Annotated in this window: 15 protein-coding genes; 5 read left to right on the top strand and 10 right to left on the bottom strand. The window is 72.5% G+C overall.

Translation table 11 applies throughout. The annotated features are described in order from the left end of the window. Positions 1–19 precede the first annotated feature (19 nt). The 7 genes from murD to rsmH all read right to left on the bottom strand — a co-directional run bounded on the left by murD (position 20) and on the right by rsmH (position 9,311). A complete protein-coding gene (murD, locus tag OG753_RS13610) occupies positions 20–1,501 on the bottom strand; it encodes a UDP-N-acetylmuramoyl-L-alanine--D-glutamate ligase (protein ID WP_327262058.1) in 1,482 nt (493 codons plus the stop codon). Next, on the bottom strand, positions 1,483–2,553 hold the full coding sequence (mraY, locus tag OG753_RS13615) for a phospho-N-acetylmuramoyl-pentapeptide-transferase (protein WP_327262059.1): 1,071 nt from the start codon (positions 2,551–2,553) through the stop codon (positions 1,483–1,485). Before mraY ends, murD begins: the two co-directional genes overlap by 19 nt. Next, complete coding sequence (gene murF / locus OG753_RS13620; RefSeq protein WP_327262060.1) at positions 2,550–3,980, bottom strand: UDP-N-acetylmuramoyl-tripeptide--D-alanyl-D-alanine ligase; 1,431 nt, start codon at positions 3,978–3,980, stop codon at positions 2,550–2,552. The genes mraY and murF overlap by 4 nt, the downstream gene beginning before the upstream one ends. Continuing rightward, positions 3,977–5,683, bottom strand: coding sequence for a UDP-N-acetylmuramoyl-L-alanyl-D-glutamate--2,6-diaminopimelate ligase (locus tag OG753_RS13625; protein WP_405788585.1), 1,707 nt, complete (start codon positions 5,681–5,683; stop codon positions 3,977–3,979). The genes murF and OG753_RS13625 overlap by 4 nt, the downstream gene beginning before the upstream one ends. A 44-nt stretch (positions 5,684–5,727) precedes the next feature. Beyond that, positions 5,728–7,740, bottom strand: coding sequence for a penicillin-binding protein 2 (locus tag OG753_RS13630; protein WP_327262062.1), 2,013 nt, complete (start codon positions 7,738–7,740; stop codon positions 5,728–5,730). An 87-nt stretch (positions 7,741–7,827) separates the two neighbouring features. After that, positions 7,828–8,385 carry a hypothetical protein gene (locus tag OG753_RS13635; RefSeq protein WP_383197805.1) on the bottom strand — a complete coding sequence of 186 codons (558 nt, stop codon included), beginning with the start codon at positions 8,383–8,385 and terminating at the stop codon, positions 7,828–7,830. Next, a complete protein-coding gene (gene rsmH, locus OG753_RS13640; RefSeq protein WP_329102898.1) occupies positions 8,382–9,311 on the bottom strand; it encodes a 16S rRNA (cytosine(1402)-N(4))-methyltransferase RsmH in 930 nt (309 codons plus the stop codon). Before rsmH ends, OG753_RS13635 begins: the two co-directional genes overlap by 4 nt. Before the next feature lie 363 nt (positions 9,312–9,674). Between rsmH and OG753_RS13645 the strand changes: the two genes are divergently transcribed. The 4 genes from OG753_RS13645 to OG753_RS13660 all read left to right on the top strand — a co-directional run bounded on the left by OG753_RS13645 (position 9,675) and on the right by OG753_RS13660 (position 15,223). Continuing rightward, positions 9,675–10,289, top strand: coding sequence for a carbonic anhydrase (locus OG753_RS13645; RefSeq protein WP_327262064.1), 615 nt, complete (start codon positions 9,675–9,677; stop codon positions 10,287–10,289). Between the two features lie 136 nt (positions 10,290–10,425). Next, on the top strand, positions 10,426–11,436 hold the full coding sequence (locus tag OG753_RS13650; RefSeq protein WP_327262065.1) for a MoxR family ATPase: 1,011 nt from the start codon (positions 10,426–10,428) through the stop codon (positions 11,434–11,436). Further along, complete coding sequence (locus OG753_RS13655; RefSeq protein ID WP_405788587.1) at positions 11,436–12,812, top strand: DUF58 domain-containing protein; 1,377 nt, start codon at positions 11,436–11,438, stop codon at positions 12,810–12,812. Before OG753_RS13650 ends, OG753_RS13655 begins: the two co-directional genes overlap by 1 nt. Next, entirely contained in the window at positions 12,809–15,223 is a 2,415-nt protein-coding gene (locus OG753_RS13660; RefSeq protein WP_405788588.1) for a transglutaminaseTgpA domain-containing protein, read from the top strand. The genes OG753_RS13655 and OG753_RS13660 overlap by 4 nt, the downstream gene beginning before the upstream one ends. Before the next feature lie 435 nt (positions 15,224–15,658). Here the strand turns inward: OG753_RS13660 and OG753_RS13665 are convergent, their stop codons facing one another. Genes OG753_RS13665 through OG753_RS13675 form a run of 3 tightly spaced genes read right to left on the bottom strand, consistent with a single transcriptional unit; the run spans position 15,659 to position 19,237 of the window. After that, the gene (locus OG753_RS13665; protein WP_327262068.1) at positions 15,659–16,291 is read right to left on the bottom strand and encodes a TetR/AcrR family transcriptional regulator; all 633 of its coding nucleotides are present in this window, start codon (positions 16,289–16,291) and stop codon (positions 15,659–15,661) included. A gap of 29 nt (positions 16,292–16,320) precedes the next feature. Beyond that, a complete protein-coding gene (locus tag OG753_RS13670; RefSeq protein WP_405788591.1) occupies positions 16,321–18,417 on the bottom strand; it encodes a YhgE/Pip family protein in 2,097 nt (698 codons plus the stop codon). Continuing rightward, a complete protein-coding gene (locus tag OG753_RS13675; RefSeq protein ID WP_327262070.1) occupies positions 18,389–19,237 on the bottom strand; it encodes an ATP-binding cassette domain-containing protein in 849 nt (282 codons plus the stop codon). Before OG753_RS13675 ends, OG753_RS13670 begins: the two co-directional genes overlap by 29 nt. Before the next feature lie 172 nt (positions 19,238–19,409). On the opposite strand from OG753_RS13675, the gene OG753_RS13680 reads away from it, so the two are divergent. Then, complete coding sequence (locus OG753_RS13680) at positions 19,410–19,904, top strand: SAV_6107 family HEPN domain-containing protein (protein WP_405788592.1); 495 nt, start codon at positions 19,410–19,412, stop codon at positions 19,902–19,904. The last annotated feature ends 25 nt before the right edge of the window (positions 19,905–19,929 follow it).

Genomic DNA, 19,929 nt, shown 5'->3' on the forward strand with positions numbered 1-19,929 from the left:
CTGTCCCGGAGCCCCCGGCCTAGGCCGTGTCCGCAGCGTTCTCGGCGGCCAGTTCGCGCACCGCGTCGGCGAATGCGTCCCCACGCTTGTTGTAGTTCGCGAACATGTCCATCGAGGCGCAGGCAGGTGCCAGCAGGACCGTGTCGCCGGGCTCGGCGAGCGCGGCGGCTTCCCGGACCGCTGCGAGCATCGCCCCAGTGTCGGTCCGGTCGAGGTCGACGACCGGGACCTCGGGCGCGTGTCGCGCCAGCGCCTCGGCGATCAGCGCCCGGTCGGCGCCGATCAGCACGGCGCCGCGCAGCCGCTTCGCGGACTTCGTGACGAGCTCGTCGAAGGTCGCGCCCTTGGCGAGACCGCCGGCGATCCAGACGACCGGCTCGAAGGCCGCGAGCGAGGCCTCGGCCGCGTGCGTGTTGGTGGCCTTGGAGTCGTCGATGTAGGTGACCGAGCCGATCTCGTCCACGTACGCGACGCGGTGGGCGTCCGGGCGGAAGTCGCGCAGCCCGTCGCGGACCGCGCGCGGCTCGACGCCGAAGGCGCGGGCCAGGGCTGCGGCGGCGAGCGCGTTGGCGATGTTGTGCGGGGCCGGCGGGTTGACGTCCTTGACCTCGGCGAGCTCCTGGGCGTTCTTCTGCCGGTTCTCCACGAAGGCCCGGTCGACGAGGATGCCGTCGACGATGCCGAGCATGGAGGGGCCGGGGGCGCCGAGGGTGAAACCGATGGCCCGGCAGCCCTCTTCGACGTCGGCCTCCACGACCAGGCCCTCGGTGGCCGGGTCGGCGACGTTGTAGACGCAGGCCACCGTGTTGCCCTCGTAGATCCGGCCCTTGTCGGCGGCGTACGCCTCCATCGAGCCGTGCCAGTCGAGGTGGTCCGGGGCCAGGTTGAGCACGGCCGCCGAGTGGACGCGCAGCGAGGGCGCCCAGTGCAGCTGGTAGCTGGAGAGTTCGACGGCGAGGACGTCGTACTCCTCCTCGCCGAGCACCACATCGATGATCGGGGTGCCGATGTTGCCGACGGCTGCGGTGCGCAGGCCCGCTGCCCTCAGGATCGACGCCAGCATCTGCGTGGTCGTGGTCTTGCCGTTGGTGCCGGTGATGGCGAGCCAGGGCGCAGCGGCCCTCGGGGCTCCGCCGGCCGCGGCGGCCCGGCGCTCCTGGCCGACCTCGCGCAGCAGCCAGGCGATCTCGACGTCGCCGACCACGTCCACACCGGCCGCGGCGGCGGCCTCGAACAGGGGGCTGTCGGGCTTCCAGCCGGGCGAGGTGACGACCAGCTCGGTGCCCTCGGGCAGGGTTTCGGCGTCCCCGAGGCGCACGCTGATGCCCAGCTCGCCCAGTTCGGCGGCGCGGGCCCGGTGGCCCTCGCTGTCGCCGCCGTCGACGACGGTCACCGATGCGCCGAGGCCGGCCAGGGCGCGGGCGGCACTGATGCCGCTCACGCCGAGACCGGCGACGGTGATGTTCTTGTCCTGCCAGGACGTCACTTGTCGGCTGCCCATCCCGCGTAGAAGAGACCGAGACCCACGATCACGCACATGCCCTGGATGATCCAGAAGCGGACGACGACGAGGACCTCGGACCAGCCCTTGAGTTCGAAGTGGTGCTGCAGCGGTGCCATCCGGAAGACGCGCTTGCCGGTCATCTTGAAGGAACCGACCTGGATGACGACCGACATCGTGATGAGCACGAACAGGCCGCCGAGGAGCGCCATCAGGAACTCCGTGCGGGAGCAGATGGCGAGGCCCGCGAGTGCGCCGCCGAGGGCGAGCGAGCCGGTGTCACCCATGAAGATCTTGGCGGGCGAGGTGTTCCACCACAGGAAGCCGAAGCAGGCGCCCATGAGGGCGGAGGCGACCACGGCGAGGTCGAGGGGATCTCGTACCTCGAAGCAGGCGTTCGGGTTCGTGAGGTCGGCGGCGAAGGCGCAGGACTCCTGGAACTGCCAGACGCCGATGAAGGTGTAGGCGCCGAAGACCATCACGGCGGCGCCGGTCGCGAGACCGTCCAGGCCGTCGGTGAGGTTCACGCCGTTGGACATCGCCAGGATCATGAACAGCGCCCAGACCACGAACAGCACCGGTCCGATCGACCAGCCGAAGTCCGTGACGAAGGACAGCCTGGTGGAGGCCGGGGTGAGCCCGCGCGAGTCCTTGAACTGGAGGGCCAGCACCGCGAAGGCGATGCCGACGATCAGCTGGCCGGACATCTTCGCCTTGGCCCGCAGACCCAGCGAACGCCTCTTGACGATCTTGATGTAGTCGTCCAGGTACCCGACGAGGCCCATGCCCGCCATCAGGAACAGCACGAGCAGGCCCGAGAAGCTCGGTTCGCTGCCGGTGAGGATCTTCGTCAGGGCGTACGCGATGAGCGTCGCCAGGATGAAGGAGATACCGCCCATGGTGGGCGTGCCCTTCTTCCCGGCGTGGCCGCGGGGGCCGTCGTCGCGGATGAACTGGCCGTAGCCCTTGCGGGCCAGCAGCTTGATCAGCAGCGGGGTGCCGACGACGGTGAGGAACATGCCGATGACGCCGGCGAACAGAATCTGCCTCATCGGTCGGCGACCTCGCCCTCGACAGTGCTGTCGAGAAGGCCCTGGGCCACCCGCTCCAGACCGGCCGACCTGGAAGCCTTCACCAGCACGACGTCACCCGGGCGCAGTTCACTGCGCAACAGGTCGACAGCCGCCTGCGCGTCGGACACGTGCACCGACTCCTCACCCCACGAACCCTCGTTATATGCGCCCAGTTGCAGCCAGGATGCTTCCCTGCCCCCGACTGCGACGAGCTTGCTCACGTTGAGCCGGACGACAAGACGTCCGACCGCGTCGTGCTCGGCGAGAGCGTCGTCTCCGAGCTCGGCCATCGGGCCGAGCACCGCCCACGTGCGCCCCCCGTTCGCCCTGCCGGCACCGCCCATCGCGGCAAGCGCGCGCAGTGCGGCCCGCATGGACTCGGGGTTCGCGTTGTAGGCGTCGTTGACGATCGTCACACCGTCCGCCCGCTCGGTGACCTCCATCCGCCACCGGGACAGCGTGCCCGCCCCGGAGAGCGCCGTGGCGATCTCCTGTGCGGACATGCCCAGGACATGAGCGACGGCGGCCGCGGCGAGCGCGTTCGACACGTGGTGCTCACCGTACAGCCGCAAGGTCACGTCACTGCACCCGGTCGGTGTGTGCAGTGTGAAGGAAGCCTGCCCCCTGTCCGTCATGCGGACTTCGGTGGCCCGGATTTCGGCGTCCTCGGCCTCTCCGAAGAGGACCGTACGGGCCTTCGTGCGCGCGGCCATCTCGCGAACCAGCAGGTCATCGGCGTTGAGGACGGCGACGCCGCCCTCCGCCTCGGCCGGCAGGGCCTCGACGAGCTCCCCCTTGGCCTGCGCGATCTGCTCGCGGCCGCCGAACTCGCCGATGTGGGCGGTGCCGACGTTGAGGACCAGACCGATGCGCGGGGGCGTCAGTCCGGTGAGGTAGCGGATGTGGCCGATGCCGCGGGCGCCCATCTCCAGGACCAGGTGCTGGGTGTCCTCGGTGACGCGCAGCGTCGTGATCGGCAGGCCGATCTCGTTGTTGAGGTTCCCGGGGGTCCACACGGTCGGCGCGTGGTGCTGCAGCACCTGCGCGATCAGGTCCTTGGTGGAGGTCTTGCCGGCGGACCCGGTGAGGGCCACGACGTCGGTTCCCAGGCGGGTGACCACGGCCCGGGCGAGTGCTCCGAGGGCGGCCACCACATCGGGGACGACGATGGCCGGCACCCCGACGGGCCGGGTCGCGAGGACGCCCACGGCGCCGGCGGACACCGCGCGTTCGGCATAGTCGTGGCCGTCGACCCGCTCGCCGACGAAGGCGGCGAACAGGCTGCCGGCCCGGACCTCACGGGAGTCGTAGACCACGGGACCGGTGACCTGGACGGACGTATCCGGTATGTCATGGGGCCGCCCGCCGGTGATGTCGGCGATCTCGGCCAGGGAAAGGGCGATCACTGGTTCACCTCGGCCTGTCGGACCTGGGTCGTTCGGTCGAGCACGGCCTGGTGCTCGATCGCGGCACGGAGCACCGTGCGGTCGTCGAAGGGACGTACGACACCGGCGGTGTCCTGGCCCTGCTCGTGGCCCTTACCGGCCACCAGCACGGTGTCGCCGGGCCGGGCGCGGGCGACGGCTGCGGCGATGGCCGCGGCCCGGTCGGCGTCGACCAGGACCGTGCCCCGCTCCGCGGCCGGTACGGACACGGCGCCCTCGAACATCGCGGCGAGGATCGCGAGAGGGTCCTCGGAGCGCGGGTTGTCCGAGGTCAGGACGGCCACGTCGGCGTACCGGGCGGCCGCGGCGCCCATCGGGCCGCGCTTGGTGGTGTCACGGTCGCCGCCGCAGCCGAGCACGATGTGCAGCTTGCCCTCGGTGACCTCGCGCAGCGCGCGCAGCACCGATTCCACGGCGTCCGTCTTGTGCGCGTAGTCGACGACGGCGAGGTACGGCTGTCCCGCGTCCACCCGCTCCAGCCGGCCGGGGACCCCGGGGACCGCGGCGACGCCGTCGGCGGCGGTCTGCGGGTCGAGGCCGGCGGCGGCGAGCGTGACGATCGCGGCGACGGTGTTGGCGACGTTGAACGGGCCGGGCAGCGGCGCGGTGGCCCGTACGCGCTGTCCGTCGGGGCCCAGCAGGGTCAGGGTGGAGCTCGCCGGTCCGAAGACCACGTCCTCGGCACGCCAGTCGGCGGCCGGGTCGCCCGCGGCGGAGAAGGTGACGACCGGGATCGTCGCCTCCTTGGCCAGGCGGCGGCCGTACTCGTCGTCGAGGTTGAGCACGCCCAGGCGGGCCCGGCGGGCGGTGAACAGCCCCGCCTTGGCCTGGAAGTAGTCCTCCATGTCGGAGTGGAACTCCATGTGCTCCGGGCTCAGGTTGTTGAAGACGGCGACGTCGAAGACACAGCCGTCGACCCGGCCGAGCACGAGCGCGTGGCTGGAGACCTCCATGGCCACGGCCTCGACCCCGCGTTCGCGCATGACCGCGAAGAGGGCCTGGAGGTCGGTGGCCTCGGGGGTGGTCCGCTCGGACTTGATGCGCTCGTCCCCGATGCGCATCTCCACGGTGCCGACCAGTCCGGTGCTGCGGCCCGCCGCGCGCAGGCCGCCCTCGACGAGGTACGCCGTGGTGGTCTTGCCGGAGGTACCGGTGATGCCGATCCGGAGGAGGTCCTCGCCGGGGCGTCCGTAGATCTCGGCGGCCAGCTCTCCCATCCGGCCGCGCGGATCGTCGACGGTCAGGACCGGCAGGCCGGTCGCCGCGGCGCGCTCCGACCCCGCGGGGTCGGTCAGCACGGCGACGGCGCCGAGGCCGGCCGCCTGGGCGGCGAAGTCGGCGCCGTGCGTCCTGGCTCCCGGCAGAGCCGCGTACAGGTCACCGGGGCGCACCGCACGGGAGTCGTGCGTGATGCCGGTGATCTGCGCGGCGCCGGGGGCCGGGATGCCCAGCAGGGCGGCCAGCTCGCCCAGCGGGCTCGGGCTGGCGGACGCGGGCCGGGGCGCTCCCGGCGGCGTTGCCGGGGCTTTCTGGGCGGTTCTGGGCTGATCAGCGTGGGGCACGGCGGTGAGCGTACCGGGCGCGGCGGGCCGCCCGCGAAGTGAGGGCCCGGCCTCGGCTTCGCCGGTCGTACGGTTCCCGGGTTTCGGGGTGATCGTTGTCACGGATGGTGCCTCACGCTTTTCTGGCGGGCCGGCCGGGCTGTGGGTCACTGACCGGGCTGCGGACTGGGCTGCGGGGCGGGCTGAGGAGCGGCGTCATAAGTGACGGGAAGCCCGGCGGGTGCGGTTCCCGTGGGGGCCACCTGGAGGGTCTTGAGCGCGAACTCCATGACCTTCTTGTAGATGGGGCCGCAGATCTGGCCGCCGAAGTAGCTGCCCTTCGTGGGGTTCTGGATGGCGCAGTAGACGGTGATGCGCGGGTTGTCCGCAGGTGCGAATCCGGCGAACGAGGCGGTGTAGCCCTTGTAGCGGCCGGTGGCCGGATCCACCCGGTTGGAGGTGCCGGTCTTGCCGCCGACCCGGTAGCCGGGGATACGGGCCTTGGTACCGGTGCCCTCCTGGTCGTCGACCACGGATTCGAGCATCGCGGCGAGGGTCTTGGCGGTCTCCGCGCTGACCACGCGGGTCCGCTCGGGGGCCGGGGCCGGGGTGAAGCGGCCGTCGGGTCCCTTGGTGCGGCGCACCAGCGTCGGCTCGATGCGCACCCCGCCGTTGGCGATGGTCGAGTACACGGAGGCCGCCTGCATGGCGTTGAGGGAGAGTCCCTGGCCGAAGGGGATCGTGTACTGCTGCGAGGTCGACCAGTCCTGGGGATCGGCGAGGATGCCGCGGGACTCGCCGGGGTAGTTCAGGCCGGTGGGCCGGCCGATGCCGAACTTGGTCAGGTAGGAGTGCAGGACCTTGTTGGCCTCGGGCTGGGTGGGTCCGAGCTGGCCGGTGGCCAGGATGGTGCCGATGTTGGAGGACTTGGCGAGGACCCCGTTGAGGGTCAGGTACCAGGTCGGGTGGTCGATGTCGTCCTTGAACAGCCGGTCGCCGCGGTGCAGTCGGTTGGGGACCTCGACCCGGGTCTCCGGGGTGGCCTTCTTCTCCTCGAGCACGGCGGCCATCGACATCACCTTGGCGGTGGAGCCGGGCTCGTACACGTCCTGGAGCGCGGCGTTGCCCATGGCTGCGGAGCTGGCCCGGGTCAGGTCGTTGGGATCGAAGCCGGGGGCGTTGGCCATGGCCAGGATCTCGCCGGTGCCGGTGTCCTGGACGATGACGTAGCCGCGGTCTGCCTCGGACTTCTGGACCTGCTCGGCGATGGCGCTCTGCGCCGCCCACTGGATGTCCCGGTCGATGGTCAGCTCGATGTCGTCGCCGGGGACGGCGGGCTTGCCGTCGGAGCCGGCCGTGGGGACCTGGCGGCCGCCGGACTGGGCGTAGGTGATCTCGCCGTCCTTGCCGGACAGCTTCTTGTCGAGGGAGGACTCCAGACCGCCGCCGCCCTTGCCCTCGGCGTTGACGTAACCCAGTATCCCGGCGGCGAGGTCGCCGTTCGGGTACACGCGCTTGCTGCTGGTCTCCTTGAACACGCCGGCGAGGACGTTGGCGCCGGGGCCGTTGCCCCGCTTGTCGGCCTGCGCCTTCTCCGCGAAGACCCGCTTGAGGTCCTTGATCTGGTTCCAGACCTGCGGGGTCTGGCGCTGGGCGAGGACGACGTACCGGGAGTTCTTGGTGCTCAGCCGCTGGGCGAGCTCCTTGGCGTCCTTGCCGAGGATGGGCGCGAGGAGGGCCGCGGCCTGCTGGGGGGCGTCCGGAGCCTTGCTGTCCTGCGGGGTGAACATCTTCGGGTCGGCGGTGATGTCGTACGCATCGACGCTGGTGGCGAGTGCCACGCCCCTGCGGTCCGTGATCTCACCGCGCTCGGCCGCCAGCTTGACGCTGGTGTAGCGGTTCTTGGAGGCCTCGGCGGAGAACGCCGAGGCGTCGACGGCCTGCACCTGGAGCAGGCGGACCACGAAGGCCAGCATGACGAGGGTCAGGCCGACGCCGACCAGGCGCAGCCGGGGCCGCGGGCTGCCGAGCCGGATCGTGTGCGGGGTGCGGGGGCCCGTCGGCCTGCGGGTCGCCGGGCGCGAGGCCGGGCGGGCGCCCGCCCTGGCCCGGTCGCCGGGCCGGGCTGCTCCTCTGGCCGGACCGGGCACCCGCCGCCGGGGCGGTTCCTGCGGGCTCACGCGGCCACCGCCGGGGCGGCGGGGCTCCGCCCCGGACCCCGCACCTCGAACGCCGGAGGGGCTGGATGGGAACGGTGGATCACGGCGTCACCTTCCGGGGGTCTGGTCGGGCTGCGGGGAACCACTGGCCGCGGGGGGCGCGGCGGAGGGCGCCGGCTGGCCCGGAGCCGGGGCCGACGCAGCGGGTGCGCCCGCGGGGCCGGCCGGCGGAGCGGCCGGGGCGGTCGGGCTCGGGGTCGGCGACGGCGGGGCCTCGGCCGGTGCGGCGCTGCCGGAGATCTTGCCGTCCGGGCCCATGAAGACCGGGCTGCCGCCGGGCACCAGGCCCAGCTCGTGCGCACGGCGCTGGAGCGCGTCGGGGGCCGAATGGGCGTCCACGTCCCGCTGCAGCGCCTGCTCCTCGTCGGTGAGGGCGGTGGTCTCCTTCTTCAGCTTGGACAGCTGGAAGGAGCCTTCGTTGAGTGCCGAGTTCAGCAGCAGCAGGCTGATCAGGCCGCCGCCGAGCAGGGCCACGACCAGCAGGACGAACGGCATCCGGGCCGCCTGCCCCCCGGAACGCGGGCGGGCCGGGCGGCCGCCGAGCGCCCGGCCGAGGCGGGCCGCCTGCCCGCGGGTCAGCGTGGCGACCTTCCCGGCCTTGGTCACAGCCGCGCCTCCCGGATGCGTTCGACCCCGCGGAATCTCGCCGGGGCGGCCCGCCGGTTCTCGGCGATCTCCTCCTCGGTCGGCAGTTCGGCTCCGCGCGTGAGCAGTTTCAGCTTGGGCTGGTACTTCTCCGGGACCACCGGCAGGCCGGGCGGGGCCGTGGACGTCGCGCCGGCCGCGAAGACCTGCTTGACCAGGCGGTCCTCCAGCGAGTGGTACGAGAGCACCGCGATGCGGCCGCCGACCGCGATCCGGTCCACCGCCGCCGGAATGGCCCGCTCCAGGCCCGAGAGCTCCCCGTTGACCTCGATCCGCAGCGCCTGGAAGGTTCGCTTCGCCGGGTTTCCGCCGGTCCGCTTGGCGGCCTGCGGCAGGGAGTCGCGGATCAGCTCGACCAGCCGGGCGCTGTTGGCGAAGGGCTCCTTCTCCCGCTCCCGGACGATCGCGGACACGATCCGCTTGGCCTGCTTCTCCTCGCCGTACTGGCGCAGGATCCGGACGAGCTCGCCCGGCGCGTAGCTGTTGAGGACCTCGGCGGCGCTGATGCCCGTCGTCTGGTCCATGCGCATGTCCAGCGGCGCGTCCTGGGCGTACGCGAACCCGCGGTCGGCCTCGTCCAGCTGCATGGAGGAGACGCCCAGGTCGAAGAGGATGCCCTGGACCGCCGGGATGCGCAGCCCGTCCAGGACCTCGGCGAGGTCGGCGTAGATCGCGTGGACGAGGGTGGCCCGGTCGCCGAAGGGCGCGAGCCGCTCGCCGGAGAGCCGCAGGGCCTCCTTGTCGCGGTCGAGGCCGATCAGGTGCGCCTCGGGGAACCGGGTCAGCAGGGCCTCACTGTGGCCGCCGAGGCCGAGGGTGCAGTCGACGACGACGGCCCCGGGCCTCTCCAGCGCCGGGGCCAACAGGTCCAGGCACCGCTGGAGCATCACCGGGACATGTCGGGACTCGCTAGTCAAAGCGCCCTCTCAGATAACGGCGCGGCAGGCGTACGCACCACCGGGTCCCCGCATCCGCGGCCGGCGCCGGGGAAGATGGCGCCGGCCGGCCGGTGAGCGGGAGAGGGCCGGGCCGTACGTACGCGCCGCGCACGCGGAGTGTTCATCGGGGGCCGGGCGGCCGGTCAGGGCCGGGCTCCGGCCGGTTCGCGTCACTTTAGTGCAACGGTCGCCGCGGTCAACGAACCGCCCCGCGCGCCGTGCGCAGCTCTCGGAGCGAACCGGCAAATGCCGCGAATCACCCGGACGGCCGCCTCTCCCCCACCCCTGTGGGTTAGCTCACAACAAGCCTTGTTGACGTTCTTTGTCCGCTCTCACGCGAGGCCTCAACCAGCGGTGACCATTAACGTCGTACCCATGACGACTTCCGCATCCCTGCCTGCCGAGTCCGCGTCCGAGGCATCCGCCGGCGGATCCGTCACCGACCGACTGGTCGAGGCGAATAAGCGTTACGCCGCGCAGTTCTCCGATCCCGGCATGGACGCCCGGCCCGTTCTGCAGGTGGCCGTCGTGGCCTGCATGGACGCCCGCCTCGACCTGCACAAGGCCCTCGGCCTCGAACTCGGTGACTGCCACACGATCCGCAACGCGGGCGGTGTGGTCACCGACGACACCATCCGCTCCCTCACCATCAGCCAGCGGGCACTGGGCACCCGCACGGTGATACTCATCCACCACACCGGCTGCGGTCTGGAGAACCTGACCGAGGACTTCCGGCACGAGCTGGAGGACGAGGTCGGCCAGCGTCCCGCCTGGGCCGTCGAAGCCTTCCGGGACGTGGACCAGGACGTTCGCCAGTCCATGCAGCGGGTTCGCACCAACCCCTTCCTGCCCCACAAGGACGATGTGCGAGGCTTCGTCTTCGATGTGCACACCGGGCTCCTGCGGGAGATCGATCCCAGCTCTTGAGTGACACAAGGCCTTAACGCCGTCAAGAATGCGGGGTGGCACCACCCGGGATCCCCCGGGACGGTGTCCGTGTTTCGGGGTGGGCCGGTTCATGCGCCAAGAGCGTCGGCCCTGGAAATGGGCCGAGGAGAACCAGGTGACGACGTACGACGACCGAGCGAGCCTCGCGGATCTGACCAGCACGGCGGAGCGGGTGCGCCAGTCGGTCGAGAGCGTGATCGAGGGCAAGCCCGAGGTCGTCCGCCTCGCGCTGACGGTTCTGCTCGCCGAGGGGCACCTGCTGATCGAGGACGTGCCCGGCGTCGGCAAGACGATGCTCGCCAAGACGCTCGCCAAGTCCATCGACTGCTCGGTGCAGCGCATCCAGTTCACCCCGGACCTGCTGCCCTCCGACATCACCGGTGTCAGCATCTACGACCAGCAGCGCCGCGAGTTCGAGTTCAAGCCGGGCGCGATCTTCGCGCAGATCGTCATCGGTGACGAGATCAACCGCGCCTCGCCGAAGACCCAGTCCGCGCTACTGGAGTCGATGGAGGAGCGCCAGGTCACCATCGACGGCACCACGTACACGCTGCCCAGCCCCTTCATGGTCGTCGCCACCCAGAACCCGGTGGAGATGGAGGGCACGTACCCGCTGCCCGAGGCCCAGCGCGACCGCTTCATGGCCCGGGTCTCCGTCGGCTACCCCAGCCCCGAGGCCGAGCTCCAGATGCTCGACGTGCACGGCGGGGTCTCCCCGCTCGACGACCTGACGTCCGTCGCGCACTCCCACGAGATCGTCAAGCTCATCGAGGCGGTCCGCGAGGTGTACGTGGCCGCGCCCGTCCGGCGCTACGTCGTGGACCTGGTCTCCGCCACCCGCAGCCACCCCGACCTGCGGCTCGGCGCCTCCCCCCGGGCCACCCTGCACCTGCTGCGCGCCGTGAAGGCCTCCGCCGCGCTGGCCGGCCGGGACTACGTCCTGCCCGACGACGTCCAGGCCCTGGCCGCCCCGGTCCTCGCGCACCGGCTGCTGCCCACCGCGCAGGCCCAGCTGAACCGCCGCAGCGCCGAGCAGGTCGTCGCCGAGATCCTGCAGCGCACCCCCGTCCCGGCCGCGCACGCCCGCGGCGAGATGCCGCCCGGCGCGGGCATCCGGGGCTTCTGATGAGCACCGGTGCCCCGCGCGGCGCCGGTGGCCCGGGGGACGGCGGCGGACTGCGCGCATCGCTGTCCGGGCTGACCACCCGCGGCCGCTCCTTCCTGGCCGCCGGGATAGCCGCCGCGGCGTGCGCGTACGTCCTGGGCCAGGGCGAACTGCTGCGGGTCGGCATCCTGCTCGCCCTCCTGCCGCTGATCTGCGTCTACGCCCTGCACCGGACCCGCTACCGGGTCTCCGGCAGCCGCCGGCTCAGCCCGGCGCGGGTCCCCGCGGGCGCCGAGGCCCGCGTACAGCTGCGCATGGACAACGTCTCCCGGCTGCCCACCGGTCTGCTGATGCTCCAGGACCGGGTGCCCTACGTCCTGGGCCCGCGCCCGCGCTTCGTACTGGACCGGGTCGAGCCCGGCGGACGCCGCGAGGTGTCCTACCGCGTCCGCTCCGACCTGCGCGGCCGCTACCCGCTCGGACCGCTCCAGCTGCGCCTCTCCGACCCCTTCGGGCTGGTCGAGCTGACGCGCTCCTTCAGCACCTACGACACCCTCACCGTCATCCCGCGCACCGAGCCCCTGCCGCCGGTCCGCCTGGCCGGCGAGTCCAACGGCTACGGCGACGGCAGCCGCCGCTCCCTGGCCCTGGCCGGCGACGACGACGTGATCCCGCGCGGCTACCGGCGCGGCGACGACCTGCGCCGCGTGCACTGGCGCTCCACCGCCCGCTACGGCGAGCTGATGGTCCGCCGCGAGGAACAGCCGCAGCGCAGCCGCGCCACCGTCCTGCTGGACACCCGGCGCCTGGGCTTCGACGGCGCCGGCCCCGACTCCGCCTTCGAGTGGGCCGTCTCGGCAGCCGCCTCCAGCCTCCTGCACGTCCTGGAGCAGGGCTTCTCCGCACGGCTGCTCACCGACACCGGCAACTCGGTGCCCGGTGAGGGCGGTGGCGGCTTCTCCTCCGGCGGGCAGGAGTCCGCGGAGGCCGCCGGGCTGATGATGGACACCCTCGCGGTCATCGGGCACTCCGACGGCGCCGGGCTCTCCCGCGCCTACGACGCGGTGCGCGGCGGCGGCGCCGACGGCTTCGGCGGAGGCGGCGGCGACGGGCTCCTCATCGCCTTCTTCGGCGACCTGGACGACGTACAGACAGAACTGGCGGCCAGGATGCGCCAGCGCGCCTCGGGCGCGGTGGCCTTCGTACTGGACTCCGCGAGCTGGGGCGGACAGCCCGCCCCCGGCCATGCCGTGCCCCCGCTGGAGGAACGGCTGCGCAGGCTGCGCGACGCGGGCTGGACGGCACTGGCCGCCCCGCCCGGAGTGCCCTTCGGCGAGCTGTGGCGCCGGGCCGGGAGCGCTCGCGCAGGTACGGGAACCTCCGGAGGTCGGGAATGAGCGGGCGCGCAAAACTGACGCTGTTCGCGGCACTGGCGACGCTGCTCACCTCGTGGTCGCTGAGCCCGCTGGTGGACTCGCAGGCCTGGCTGCTGCAGGCGGGGCTGCTGCTGATCGCGCAGAGCGCCGTGGGCGCCGCTGCCCGGCGGGTGCCGCTGGCCCGGACGCTGACGGTGGCCGCGCAGGTACTGGTGTCGCTGCTGCTGCTCGCGTTCCTCTACGCCGGCAAGGGCGAGTCCCAGGGCGACGGGCCGCTGGCCTACCTGGTCACGGACTTCGGCGCACTGTTCGGTCAGGGCGTCCGGGACGTGGGCGAGTTCGCGATCCCGGCTCCGCTGACGGACGGCATCAAGCTGCTGCTCGTCTCCGGCGTACTGCTCATCGGACTGCTGGTGGACCTGCTGGCGGTGACCGTACGCACGGCCGCCGCGGCCGGGCTGCCGCTGCTCGCGCTGTACTCGGTGGCCGCCGGCCTGTCGGGCGGCGGCGACGCCTCCTGGATCGCCTTCCTGCTGGCGGGCTGCGGCTACCTGATGCTGCTGCTGTCCGAGGGCCGGGACCGGCTCGCCCAGTGGGGCCGGGTCTTCGGCGCGGCCCCCCGCCGGGGCGCCGCCGACTCCGGTCTCGCCGGCGCGACGGGCGGTCAGGCGACGGCTCCCGTGAAGTTCGGCCGACGGATCGGCGTGGTGGCCCTGGGCCTCGCGCTGGCGGTGCCGGCCGTACTGCCCTCGCTCGGCGGCGGGCTGCTGGGCGGCACGCAGGACGGTGACGAGAGCGGCAGCGGGCCGGGCGGGACGATCACGGCGGTCAACCCGCTGGTCTCCCTGCAGAGCAACCTGAACGCGCAGGACAACCGCGTGATCCTGCGCTACCGGACGAACAATCCGCAGCAGGGCGAGCAGTACCTGCGGATCCTGGCGCTGGACGAGTTCAACGGCGTCAAGTGGGAGGCCTCCGGGCGGGCCCTGGTCGACGTGCCGGAGCAGCTGCCGGAACCGCCGGGCCTCGGCTCCCAGGTCCGCGGCACCGCGGCGGAGGTCAGCACCAGCATCGTCGCGGCGGACAACTACACCCAGCGCTACCTGCCCATGCCGTACCCGGCGACATCGGTGGCCATCGGCGGAAAGTGGCGGTTCGAGCCGGCCGGCCGGACCCTGGTCGGCGACCAGCTGGGCAGGGACAAGTTCCAGAACGTCCAGGGCGCGGAGTACACGGTCCGCAGCCTGCTGCTGAAGCCGACGGCCCAGCAGCTGCAGAAGGCCGGGGTGCCCGACCCCGCGGTCCGGGAGGAGTACACGAAGTTCCCGGACAACCTGCCGCCGGTGGTCGCCGAAACGGCCCGCCAGGTGACGCAGGGCGCGAAGGACGACTACTCGCGGGCCGTGAAGCTTCAGGACTACTTCGCCGTGAACGGCGGGTTCCGCTACAACACGAAGACGGCCTCGGGCACGGGTCCGCAGGCGGTCGCCCGGTTCCTCGCCGACAAGGAGGGCTTCTGCGTCCACTTCGCCTTCTCGATGGCGGCGATGTCCCGTTCCCTGGGCATTCCGGCCCGGGTCGCGGTGGGCTTCACCCCCGGTGAGAAGCAGTCGGACGGCAGCGTGACCGTGTCGATGCGCGACGCGCACGCCTGGCCCGAGCTGTATTTCCAGGGCGTGGGCTGGACCCGCTTCGAGCCGACGCCCCGCGCCGGCATCAACATCCCGGAGTACTCGCGGCCGCAGGCCCCGGCCGCCCAGCCGTCGGCGCCGGCTCCGCTGCCCTCGCAGGGTGCGGCCCAGCCGTCGACGGGGCCGACGGCGACCCCCGAGTGCCCGCCGGCGCTGAAGAAGCTCGGTGAGTGCGGTGCCGCTGCGCCCGCGCAGAACGGTCCCCACGACGACGGGCCGTCGGTGGCGGCGATCCTCGGCTGGGTGGCGCTGGCCGTGGCGGTACTGGGCCTGCCCCTGCTCCCGCTGCTGTGGCGGACCCGGCTGCGGGCCCGGCGCCTGGCGACCCGGGAGGTCCTGACGGCCTGGCGGGAACTGGGCGACACGGCCTGGGACGTGGGCGTGGTCCCGGACGAGGCGCTGTCCCCGCGCCGGGCGGCGAGCCGGATCGTGGAGCTCGGCCGCCTGGAGCCGGAGCCCGCGGCGGCCGTGCACCGGGTCGCCGGTGCGGTGGAACGTGCCCTGTACGCGCCCCCGGGCGCGGAGGTCTCGTACCCGGAACTGGCGGACGACGTACTGCTGGCCCGTACCGGCCTGCTGGCGGCTGTGGACCGGCTGCCGCGACTGCGCGCCCTGCTTCTGCCGCGCTCGGCGGCCCGTATCTCCTGGGCCCTGGCCGCCCGCTGGGCGACGGCGTCGGGGGCGGTCTCGGCCCGGGCGACGGCCCTGCGCCTGCGCCTCCCCCTCCGCAACCGCGGCTGAGTCACGCCCCCGCCCCGCTCCTCCAGCCAGTCGGCGTTCGAGGCGCGGGGTCCGGGGCGGAGCCCCGGCTGCGGCGGAGCGGACGACCGCGGCACCCGCCGAACCCGCGGACGCGAAACGGCGAGGCTCGATCCCCCCGAGCCCCGCCGTTTCGCGTACCGCTTCACCGGGTCGCCGATCCCCCGTCGTTCCCCCGTCCCGGTCACGGCAGGAGGTACCCGGTCCGCTCCGCAGCCCCGTGTCGGCGGTGCGGACCGGGCCTCCTGTCCGTTGCTCCCAGTCTGGCGTCCGCCCAGGTGGGAGCCCATCCGCGCACGTACTCATTTCCGCGCCTAGGTACGGATACTCAGCCGTCGCGGCAGGCCCCACCAGTTCTACGGGGCGGCGCGCCCGCACGGCACCGCCGACTGGGGGGTGGTGCCGGGCCGCCGGGACTCAGCGGTTGCCGCTGACCCGGCCCCGCAGGAGCAGCGACAGCGCCGAGTGCACGTCGTCCAGGGACCGTTCGCTCTGGAAGGACTGCCAGTCCAGAGCGGCCACCAGCACCATCCCGACCATCGCGGCGGCCGTCAGCGGCACATCGATCTCGGCGCTCAGCTCACCGCGCTCGACGCCCTCGCGCAGCACCTTCTCCACGACGGCCACGGCCTCCTGCCGGACCACCATCAGCGTGGACTGCCAGGCCCGGTTGGTGCGCCACAGCTCGGCGACGTACAGCTGGGTGAAGGCGGGGTAGCGGTCGATGAAGACGAGCCCGGCGCGGATCATCGCGTCGAGCGCCTCAACGCGGCTGCCGCCGCGGGCCTCCGTCTCCTCGGCCGCCGTCCTCAGCGAGGCCGTCAGCAGGCCGACGCCGTGCCGCAGCAGCTCTTCGAAGAGGTCGTTCTTGCTCGCGAAGTTGTAGTAGACGGTGCCCTTGGCGACGCCCGCCCGCTCGGCGATCTCATCGACCGTGGTCGCGGAGAACCCCTTCTCGGCGATGAGGGTCACGGCCGCTTCGTAGAGCTTCTGCCGGGTGGCCGCACGACGGCCCCCGCCGGTACCCGTACCGGTGCTGCTGCTTTCCATGGCGCTGATTGTCACAGGTCAACACGTCCCTACAGGCTCAGTTCGGGGTGCAGTCGGTCCATGGTCCACACCTGCTTGCCGCGGGCTGCGAGCGCGGTGAGGGCGAGGGCACCGACGGTGAAGGCGAGCAGGACCGCGCTCCCCTGCCAGACCGGGCCGAGGCCGCCGCCGGTGATGAGGCGGCGCAGGCTCTCGACGATGTACGACATCGGCAGGTACGGGTGGATCCAGTTGAAGAAGTCCGGACTGGTCTGGACGGGATACGTGCCGCCCGCCGAGGTCAGCTGGAGCATCAGGACGGCGAGCACCAGGATGCGGCCGGCGGCGCCGAACTTGGCGTTGAGCCACTGGACGATCGCCGCGAAGCAGCCGGTGACCAGTATCAGGAAGCCGATGGTGAGGGCCGGGTGGGCCATCTTCAGGCCGAGGCCGGGCGCCCAGTGGAGTACGGACATCAGCAGGACCACCTGCGCCGTGCCGAGGCCCGCCACGGGCAGCCAGCCTGCGAGGGCGACCCGCCAGGGCGAGGCGCCGGCGGCCAGGGCCCGCCGGTTCATCGGGGCGATCAGCATGTAGGCAACCATCGCGCCGACCCAGAGGGAGAGCGGGATGAAGTAGGGGGCGAAGCCGGTGCCGTAGTTGGGCGCCTTGTGCAGGGACTGGTTGGCGAGCTGGACCGGGTCGGCCATGGCCTCGGTGCGCTCGTCGCGCTGCTGCTGGTCGTAGTCGGGGATCTTGCCGGCGCCGTCGTGCAGGCCGCCGGCGAGTTCGCCGGTGCCGTCGACGAGCTTGTACATGCCGCCGTCGAGGCGGTGGGCGCCGTCGCCGAGCTTGCCGACGCCGTCGGAGAGGGCACCGGAGCCGGTGGTGGCGGTGCCGAGGCCGGTGTGCAGCTGGGCCATGCCGGTGGAGACCTTGTGGGCTCCGCTGTTGAGGGCGTTGACCTTGGCGACGGCCGCGTCGAGGTCGCCCGCGAGCTGGGGAGCCTTGACGACGAGCTCGCGGGCCTTCTTCTCCAGGTCGGTGAGCTGGGTGCGGAGCTTGGCGACGTCCCCGTTCGCGTTCTTGACCAGGGCGTTGACGTCCCCGCTGAGCTCGGCGGCCTCGGCCGCGCTGTCCCTGACCTTCTTCAGGTCGGGGCAGGAGGCCAGGTGCGGTTCGCCGCCGGGGGTCACGCAGTGCTTGGTGTAGTAGGCGTCCGCCCCGGTCGCGGCCTTCTTCGCGGCGGCCGCGGCGGCCGGGGCCTTCTCCGCGAAGGTGCCGAGGTGGTTGTTGACCACCTTGGCGCTGTCGGCGACGAGTTCGGCGGTGTCCGCCAGGTTCTTGGGGTCCTTGACGAAGGGACGGGCCTTGTCCGCGGCCCCGTTGACCTTGTCGGCCAGCGCCTGGGTACCGTCCGCGACGTCCTTGGAGCCGGTCTCCAGCTTGCCGGCCGCCGTGTTCAGCTTCCGCAGACCGCTGTTGAGTTCGCCGGACTTCTCCTGCGCCGTGTCGAGGCCGTCGGCGAGCTCCTTGGCGCCTTCCTGGGCCTTGCCCGCGCCGTCCTTGAGCTTGTCGGCGCCGTCGGCCGCCTCGGAGGTCTTGTCGTGCAGGTCGGAGAAGTTGACGAAGATCCTGTCGAGGAACTTGCGGGAGGCATTGGTGGACGCCGCCGAGCGGACCTCGGCGAAGACGGTGCGCGAGATCGAGCCGACGATGTAGTTGTTGGCGTCGTTCGTACGGACCTGGAGGGCCCCGGTGGTGGGGTCGTCGCCCGAGCTGGAGGCGATCTTCGCGCTGAAGTCGGCGGGCATGGTCAGGGTCAGGTAGTACGTACCGTTCTCCAGACCCTCGGCCGCCTCCTTCGCGCTCACGTCGTGCCACTCGAAGGACTTCTTGCTGTCATGCAGCTTCTTGGCGATCTCGGCGCCGGCGTCGAAGCTCTCCCCGCCGACGGTCGCGCCCTTGTCGGCGTTGACGATGGCGACGGGCACCTTGTCGAGGCGGCTGTACGGGTCCCAGAAGGACCACAGGTACAGGGCTCCGTAGAGCAGCGGCAGCAGGAGCAGCGCGACGAGAGCGGCCCGGGGCAGCTTCCCCCGCCCGAACCGCTTCAGCTCAAGCGCGGCCAGCTTCGGCGAGCGCATCGTCCGCCCCCTTCGTGTCGTCGTTCTCGGAGTCGTTCTTCGTGTCGTTCTTCGTGCCGCTCCCGGCGTCGGCGTCGCCCTCCGCGACGGCGGGCGCGTCCTGGCCCTGCGCCTCGTCCGGGTCCTTGGGACAGGTCCGCAGGACGACCGCGTCGGCGGGTGCCTCGCTGCACACCGCGAGGACGGTGATCCCGCGGGCGGCGACCGAGCGGAGCAGGGCCCAGGCCTCGGCGCGTTCGCTGTCCGACAGCTTGAGGTCGAGGTCGTCGAGTGCCAGCAGCCCCGGGGAGCCCAGCAGCGCGATGGCGACGGAGAGGCGTACGGACTCCAGCCGTTCCAGGTCCCGTACGGAGGTCCGCCCGGCCTTCGGCAGCGTGGCGAGGTCCAGTCCGGCGGCCGCCAGGGCGGAGGCGATCCGCGCCTCGGCGGCGGCGCGGCGCTCGGCCCGGGGCCGGAGCATCGCGCGGACCGGAGCGCCGTAGTGGCGCTGGAGCAGAGCGCCCTCGCGCAGCTGTTCCGCGACGGTGAGGGCCTGGTCGAGGTCGTTGACCCCGGAGACGGGGCCGAGGGCCGCGAGGCGGCGGACCGCCGCCATCTTCTTCGGCAGCCGGTGGCCGCCGACCTCGGCGTGCCCCGCAGTCGGCTTCATCCGTCCGGTGAGGGCGAGGAGCAGGCAGGTCCGACCGCTGCCGGAGGGGCCTTCGACCGCGATGAGCGAGCCGGGCTCCGCGTCGATGCCGACTCCCCGGAAGGCCCAGCCGCGCGGTCCCTTGAGTCCGAAGTCCTCGGCCTTGACGGCCGCGCCGTGCGGGCTGTCCACGCCGTCCCCCTTCTTTTTGAACTGACCGGTCAGTTCAAAAACTAGCATCCTTCTGCGCACCTGGTGTGCAGGAGGGGGGAGTTGCCCGGTTCGTGGGCGTAAATCCGCAGGTCAACGCGATTGTCAGTGGTGACCGTCACGATGGGGGCAACGCATCGACAGGAGGTTCGTCATGGCCACACCGTCCCCGTCCCCTGTCCACCCCGTCCTACGGAAGTCGACGGCCCCTCCGGCCGCCCTCGACCTGCTCGCCAAGGCCCACAGCGGCCTGGCCGAGGCCGCCCGGCTGACCCGCCCCAACGAGCGCTACGCCACCGCCCACCTCGCCGCACTGCGCACCGCCGCGGCCGTGCTGGCCGCGCGCGGCCGGCCCGAACCGGTGAACCCGCGGCGGCGGCCCCGGATCCGCAGCGCGTGGGAGTTGCTGCCGGAGATAGCGCCGGAGCTGACCGAGTGGAGCGCGCTCTTCGCCTCCGGCGCCGCCCGCCGGGCCAGGGCCGAGGCGGGGATAGCGGACGCGGCCAGTGGCCGGGACGCGGACGATCTGGTCCGCGCGGCCTCGATGTTCCTTCGCCTGGTCGAGCGGATGCTCACCGTCCGGACGGCGCCCCAGCAGCCGTCGCAGAGCCTGCCGCAACCACGTCCGGAGCATCCGGACGCGGGATGAGCTGCCCGGCCGCGGAAGGCAATAG

This window comes from Streptomyces sp. NBC_00029 (assembly GCF_045160505.1).
Taxonomy (GTDB): Bacteria; Actinomycetota; Actinomycetes; order Streptomycetales; family Streptomycetaceae; genus Streptomyces.